This window comes from Pseudomonas sp. Pseusp97, from assembly GCF_047304025.1.
GTDB lineage: Bacteria > Pseudomonadota > Gammaproteobacteria > Pseudomonadales > Pseudomonadaceae > Pseudomonas.
In genome coordinates, this window is record NZ_JBGLYK010000258.1 from 1 (window position 1) to 7102 (window position 7102).

Here is a 7102-nt window from a genome sequence, read left to right on the forward strand (position 1 = left end):
GGCGATGTCGCCGCGCTCCAGGGCTTCCTGGGCCAGTCGCTGGTCGGGCAGGCCGGCGCAACCGGCGGCCGCGGCGATGGCCAGCGCCAGGGCCAGGTGCGGGGCGTGTCGGATGACAGGTCGATTCATGCGGGCGGTCCTCTTAGCGGGCGGTGGCCAGGGCCATCGCCTTGTTCAGCAGGGTGCGGCCCGGCAGGCCGCCGATGCTGACTTCAGTCGGGCGGCCAGCCATCTGGCTGTCGAGCGGCTGGTCGGGGGTGATCTGCACACGGATTTCCGAGGACAGGTCGCCGTCCACCGGTGCGGTGCGCAGGATGCGGCCGCCGCGCACTTCGGCGTCGCCGGCGACCTGGAAGTTCACGTGGGTGCCGGGGGACAGCTCGGCGGCGTTGCGGTAGGGGAAGCGCGCCTCGATGGTGGCGTTGCTGTCGCGCGGGGTCAGGGTGAAGATCACGTCGCCCTTGTTGGCAAACTGGCCGTTGGCGACGCGCTGTTCGACCACGCGGCAGTCGCACGGGCTGGTCAGGGTGCCTTTCATCTGGTGGCCGAAGAGCTTCTCGATGTTGCTCGGGTTGAGCTGCTCTTCGGTCAGGTTGCCCTTGAGCAGGTCCAGCAGGTTGGCCGAGAAGGAAGCGATCGGCGCGCCCTTGGCGACGTCGGCGCCGGGCTCCACCAGGCTCTCCACGGTGCCCTCGCGCGGCATGGTGATCTGCTGGCTGGCGACGCTGACCACGCCCGAGTCGGCGTGAGTGACGAAATACAGGTTGTAGATCTGGTTGAGGATCACCGCGAAGGCGCCGACGCCGACCACGAAGATCGCGGTGCTGACGGTGACCGCGCGGAAGCGGCCGAAGAAGCCCATGCCGCCGGAGCCTGCGCCGTGCTTGCGGGCCTTGGTGAAGTTCTCGCGCTGCAGGGTGTTGAGCATGTCGCCGACGCTGATCACTTCACCGGCCAGGTAGGAGGTGATGAGGTAGCGCAGGGCGGCGATCTCGCGCGGCTTCAGGTGCTGGAATTCACAACCCACGCGGGCGCTTTCGCGATCGTACGAGCGCACCTGGAATTCCACTTCCAGGGAGAAGCTGATGCTGTCGATCTGGAACAGCAGCTTGCCCTTGTGCAGGTCGCCGACCTGGATCGGGGTGTTGTTCGCGGCAGCGAACGCGAAGCCACCGGCGGACAGGTCCAGCAGGCGGGCGTCGACGCCCTCGCGGTGGGAACCGATGAAGCGGATGCGGGCGGGCAGCTTGACCCGGGCGTGCTGGCGCTGGGCTTCGGATTCGTGCACGACATTGACGTTGACGGCGGTATTCATGAGGTCGAGTCCTGTTCGTAGCTAAAAAGGAGGTCAGACGATGGTCAGCAGTACGGCGACGAAAATACTGGCCGCGGAAAAGGTCATGGCTCGCGAGGACCAGGTGTTGAACCAGCGCTGGAAGCTGGCCAGGCCGCGGTCGAGCTTGGTGTTCTGGCGGGTCCACGACTGCTGGTCGAGGCGGAAGAACACGTAGATCTTCACCAGGGCACCGACGATCTGGTTGTAATAGAGGATCGCGGGATAGGCCGGCCCGATGTGGTGCCCCGACAGCGACAGCAGGAGCGTCAGGACGAAGCGGGTGATGCCGATCCAGAGCAGGTAGATGAGCAGGAAGGCGATGCTGTACTTGATGCTCGCGATGATCGCGGCGACCAGGCCCAGCAGGCAGGTCCACATCGACAGGCGCTGGTCGAACAGCACCACGCTGGTGAACCAGCCCAGGCGTTGCGGGCCCAGGGCCAGGGCGCGGGAGTTCTGCCGCAGGTTGTTGCCGTACCAGCGGAACATCAGCTTGCGGCTGGCCTTGATGAAGCTCTTCTCCGGCGGGTGCTCGACCGTGTTGATCGCCGCGTCCGGCACGTAGAAGGTGTCGTAGCCCAGGCGCATCAGGCTGTACCAGCTGGATTTGTCGTCACCGGTGAGGAACTGGAAGCGGCCCAGGCGCCAGTGGTCCAGGTGGTCGCTTTCCACGTCGGTGATGAAGTCCGGGTCGGTGACCACGGCGGCGCGGAACACCGACATGCGCCCGGTCATGGTCAGCACGCGCTTGGACAGGGCCATGGAGCACATGTTGATGTGGCGCTGGGCAAAACGCAGCTTGTGCCACTCGCTCATCACGTAGCTGCCCTGCACTTCGCAGAACTCGTTGGTGGTCAGGCCGCCGACGTTGGGGAAGAGCTTGAACCAGGGCACGGTCTTCTTCACAACGCCCGGTTCGAGCACGGTGTCGCCATCGATCACCGCGACCACGGCGTCTTCGTCCGGCAGGTGACGGGAGATGGCGCGGAAACCGTGGGCCAGGCCGTCGCGCTTGCCGGTGCCGGGGATGCGCACGAAGTCGAGCTTCACGTGATCCGGCGGGTTGAGCTTCTGCCACTGCTGCTTGATCAGCACCTCGTCGGACATCTCGACGATGGAGCACACCACGGTGGTGGGGTAGCCGCAGTGGATGGCTTCTTCGATGACCGAGCGATAGACCATGGAGGTGGTCAGCGCGTCGATGCGGAAACTGGTGACCATCAGGAACACGTGGGACGGGTCGGCCGCCTCGCCCAGCTTGCGGACCTTGCGGCGGTAATGCGGGTAGACCACGTAGAGGAACAGCATGCCGCGCAGGAAGTGCAGGCCGCCCATGGAATAGCGCCAGATGCCGACCGCGCCGATCAGCAGCAGGAAGTCCTTGGAGTTGGCGTCGAACACGGTCGGTGGCACCAGCAGTGCCAGCAGCATCAGCAGGCTGAGGAAGACCAGCCAGCCCGTGGCTTCACCGATCACTCGTTTGTAGGTATCCATCGTCGAAATCCGTCTGTCGCTTCTTGGGGCGTGGGCTCTTGTAGGAGCGAGCTTGCTCGCGAACCCGCCTGGCACCGAGGTGCGGCGCAGAGCATTCGCGAGCAAGCTCGCTCCTACGAAGAGCGGCGCGTTACCAGCAGATGCCTTCGGCGCGCTCGTCGGTGACGCTGGGCATGAAGCCGATCAGGTCGACGACCTTCTTGCCTTCCGGCGCCTGCTTCACCACGTCGACGAACAGCTCATCGCCGTTGCCCAGCACCAGGACGTCGGAGGACTTCACGACGGCGTCCAGGTCCGAGACCAGCAAGGAAGAGACGTGCGGAATCTTCGATTCGATGTACTCCTTGTTCGCGCCATGGACGCGGGCGTACTCGACGTTGCGGTCGAAGATCTGCAGCTCGTAGCCCTTGCCGATGAGCATCTCGGCCAGTTCCACCAGCGGGCTTTCGCGCAGGTCGTCGGTGCCGGACTTGAACGACAGGCCGAGCAGGCCGACCTTGCGGCTGCCATGGGCGGCGATGATGTCGAAGGCCTTCTGCACCTGGTGCTGGTTGCTGCGCATGATCGAACCGAGCATCGGGTGTTCGATGTCCAGCTGGCTGGCGCGGTAGGTGAGGGCGCGCACGTCCTTGGGCAGGCAGGAGCCGCCGAAGGCGAAGCCGGGTTTCATGTAGTAGCGCGACAGGTTCAGCTTGCGGTCCTGGCAGATCACGTCCATCACTTCGCGACCATCGACGCCGACCGCCTTGGCGATGTTGCCGATCTCATTGGCGAAGGTGACCTTGGCGGCGTGCCAGACGTTGCAGGTGTACTTGATCATCTCGGCGACTTCGATCGACTTGCGGATGATCGGCGCGTCCAGCTCGCGGTAGATCTCTTCCAGCAGGTCGCCGGTCTGGGCGTCCAGCTCGCCGATGACGGTCATGGGCGGGAAGTCGTAGTCCTTGATCGCGGTGGATTCGCGCAGGAACTCAGGGTTGGTGCCCACGCCGAAGTCGGCGCCGGCCTTCTTGCCCGAGCAGTCCTCGATGATCGGGATCACCACGTTGTTCACGGTGCCCGGCAGCACGGTGCTGCGCACGACCACGGTGTGGCGTTCCTTTTTCTCGCGGATCGCGTAGCCGATCTCGCGGCAGACGGACTCGATGTAGCCCAGGTCCAGGTCGCCGTTCTTCTTGCTCGGGGTGCCAACGCAGATGAACGACACGTCGGTGTCCAGTACGGCCTTCTTGAAGTCGGTGGTGCCCGACAGGCGACCGGTGCGGATGCCCTGCTCGAGCAGCGGCTCCAGGCCCGGTTCGACGATGGGCGACTTCCCGTTGTTGATCAGATCGATCTTGGTGGTGGAGACATCCACCCCAACGACTTCGTGGCCTCGTGCGGACAGGCAGCCGGCACATACTGCGCCAACATACCCAAGACCAAAGATGCTGATACGCATCGCATTCACCTCTTCAATGGTCGAACTGTTTAAAGTTGCCCTGTGGGCGCTTTTTAAAGGTTGCAAGAACCCCCGGATGACACTGTCGAAGTGTCTTCCGTACTTCCTTCCAGGCAGGCATGGGAATCGAGTGCTAAACTTTCGAGCACAGTCTCGGTGCAAACTCTGAATGTTTGCCCTGTTATGTTTCAGACGGATTGCAAAGTTGGTGCAAAGTCCGCCTGGCGTGCTCCAGTCTGGTTAGATGATTGCCTCGTCATCTGAAAAGTTCAGTTATTTCATGGGGTTGCAGTTCAGGTTAAGGATTGGCAAGAGCTAATCGGAATAACCTTGGAACTGAAACTCGCACTTTCCACCGAGGCACTTTCGCTTCGCCATCGATGGTCGTTGCGCAAATAGGATTTATCCGAAAGTCGGTTAGTTCCTTCCGCCCATCTCGCTTCTGAAATCATTTGAAATATCCAATTGATATCACTTGATGCTGCGCTGATGGCAAAACTCGCGGCTTTTTCTCCAATGCAAAGTGCAAGGCGGGCGAAAGTTCCATTGAATTTTTCGTTAAAAACGACTGGCTATCGTCGTCAACACATTCGTTCAGCTCCCGTTCAGCTTTCCATCTTGCAAAGTGCAATCGTGAAATGCATGTCATGGCCAAGGGCTGGTACTGGCCAATGGATTACAAGGCAGGTAGCGAATCAGGACGATTTCCATCCTTCCGACCGGTCCGGAGCGCCGAAAAAATTTCTCACGATTAATCCTGAAGCAGACGAACGGTCATTTTGACCCTTTCCGGTGTAGGGTCTTGACGGGGTGTTTTGGGCAGAAAACGTACAGATCGGCCACCGCTGAGCGGGCGGTCTTATGGTCAATGGCTTACAGGCCAGTTGGAATCAGTGGGGATTCTGGACGCGCAATAGAGGCGAAGCGGTGTGGGGCAATCTGCGCGGGGGTGCTCCCTTTAGGAGCGCCCCATGCGTGCGAGCCATTGGCAGGACCGACGCTCGCGTTGGCATTGGAGTTTCTGCGCCGCCTTGGGCGTGAGCGGATGTATTCGATTTCGCCCCCTCGGGCGAGTCACTTCTTCCAAACGCCGAAGAAGTAACCAAGAAGGCTTGCCCCGGACATCCGGTTTTTCGCCTGGGGCGAAAAATTCCCTCGTTGAAGCGAAGTTTCAGGGGCACGAACTAGGCGTCCCCCCACGAAGGGCCATCCCTGGCCCATCGCGGCTCTCGCGACATCCATGTCGCTCAACCCCTGAAACTCCACTTCAACGAGGCCTCCTGAACGGGGCATTCGGAGTGCACGGTCGTTTCTCTGGAAGTCTTTCAGACCCGGAGCCAGAGCGGCGCTGGGTGACTATCCGTAGGAGCGGACCTTGTCCGCGAAGTCCTGCGCGGCGTACTCCTTGGTCGAGCTTTACAGCTGACCTTTCGCGCCGACTGTAGGAGCGAGCTTGCTCGCGAACCGCGTGGAGTGCTCCTGCAGGCTTGGCCGCGCAAACAAAAACGGGAACCCCAGGGCTCCCGTTTGGTGCAGCAGGTCGGGCGATCAGTCTTCGGCGTGGTCGCGCAGGAACACCAACTGGTCGGCCTTGGAGTGTTCGGCGCTGTAGGCGTAGCCAGCGTAGTTGAAGTCCTTCAGGCCTTCGGGGTTGGTCAGGCGCTCCTTGATCACGTAGCGCGCCATCATCCCGCGGGCCTTCTTGGCGTAGAAGCTGATGATCTTGTACTGGCCGTTCTTCAGGTCCTTGAACTCGGTGTCGATCACCCGTGCGTTCAGCGCCTTGCGCTTCACCGCGCCGAAGTACTCGTTGGAGGCCAGGTTGAGCAGCACGTCGTCGCCCTGCTCGGCCAGGCACTCTTTCAGCCAGGCGCTGATGCGCTCGCCCCAGAAGGCGTAGAGGTCCTTGCCGCGTGCGTTGGCGAGCCGGGTGCCCATTTCCAGGCGGTACGGCTGCATCAGGTCCAGCGGACGCAGCACGCCATAAAGACCGGAGAGCATGCGCAGGTGGCGCTGGGCGAAATCGAAGTCGTCTTCGCCGAAATCCTCGGCCTGCATGCCGGTGTAGACGTCACCCTTGAAGGCCAGCAGCGCCTGCTTGGCATTGGCCGGGGTGAAGTCCGGGTGCCAGCTGCCGAAGCGTGCGGCGTTGAGGCCGGCCAGCTTGTCCGACAGGTGCATCAGCTCGGCGATCTGCGCCGGGGTCAGTTCCCGCAGTATGCCGATCAGCTCCTGGGCATCGTCCAGGTGCTCGGGCAGGGTGAAGCGCTGCGTCACCGGTGCGGTGTCGTAGTCCAGGGTCTTGGCGGGGGAAATCACCATCAGCATCGTGCGGTCTCCTACAAGCGAGCGGCGATTGTAAGGAGTCGCAGGCGTAGGCTCCACCTATGGGGACGATTAGCTTCTGAAAAGCGCGGAGTTCTTCTATCGGGAAGGCGGGGCGGGGCGTCGGGTGCGCAAGCCGGGACCGGCGTCGCGTGCCGCTTTGAAACAGATTGGCCGAGGTGAGGACAATGAATTGCAGGAGGTGGGACCCCTAAAGCTAGCGCTGTCGGAGGCCCTCGCCAAGGTATTTCGTCGTACGAAGAAAAAAACCTTCTTAGGAAGGAAAAAGACTTTTTATCGTCATGTTTTTTCCTGTATTTGTTGAATCGTAGACCGCCGAACCCTGCAGACAGGTGGCGGCCCCGGCCCGGCCCGTCCCCTTTTCGCAGTGCTCTCGACCCCACCCCCGAGAGCCGGCGGCTCACCGCACGGCGGAGCGCTGTCACGGCATTCCGTCGTAACGTTCCCAGAAGAGGTGACCTGCGTATGGATGACCACGGACGCTC

The 7102-nt window shown here is 62.1% G+C and carries 5 protein-coding genes; all 5 read right to left on the reverse strand.

The window, feature by feature from the left end; genetic code table 11:
• The coding region (locus ACCC94_RS26175; RefSeq protein ID WP_413352527.1) for a hypothetical protein at positions 1-129 on the reverse strand (129 nt) is incomplete at its 3' end.
• A 13-nt stretch (positions 130-142) separates the two neighbouring features.
• Positions 143-1315: an alginate biosynthesis protein Alg44 gene (locus ACCC94_RS26180; protein ID WP_413352523.1), complete on the reverse strand. Its 1173-nt coding sequence runs from the start codon at positions 1313-1315 to the stop codon at positions 143-145.
• Positions 1316-1348: 33 nt separating this feature from the next.
• A complete protein-coding gene (gene alg8 / locus ACCC94_RS26185; RefSeq protein ID WP_413352524.1) occupies positions 1349-2830 on the reverse strand; it encodes a mannuronan synthase in 1482 nt (493 codons plus the stop codon).
• Positions 2831-2960: 130 nt separating this feature from the next.
• Complete coding sequence (algD, locus tag ACCC94_RS26190; RefSeq protein WP_413352525.1) at positions 2961-4271, reverse strand: GDP-mannose 6-dehydrogenase; 1311 nt, start codon at positions 4269-4271, stop codon at positions 2961-2963.
• A 1548-nt stretch (positions 4272-5819) separates the two neighbouring features.
• Positions 5820-6599 carry a peroxide stress protein YaaA gene (yaaA, locus tag ACCC94_RS26195; RefSeq protein ID WP_413352526.1) on the reverse strand — a complete coding sequence of 260 codons (780 nt, stop codon included), beginning with the start codon at positions 6597-6599 and terminating at the stop codon, positions 5820-5822.
• Positions 6600-7102 lie beyond the last annotated feature (503 nt).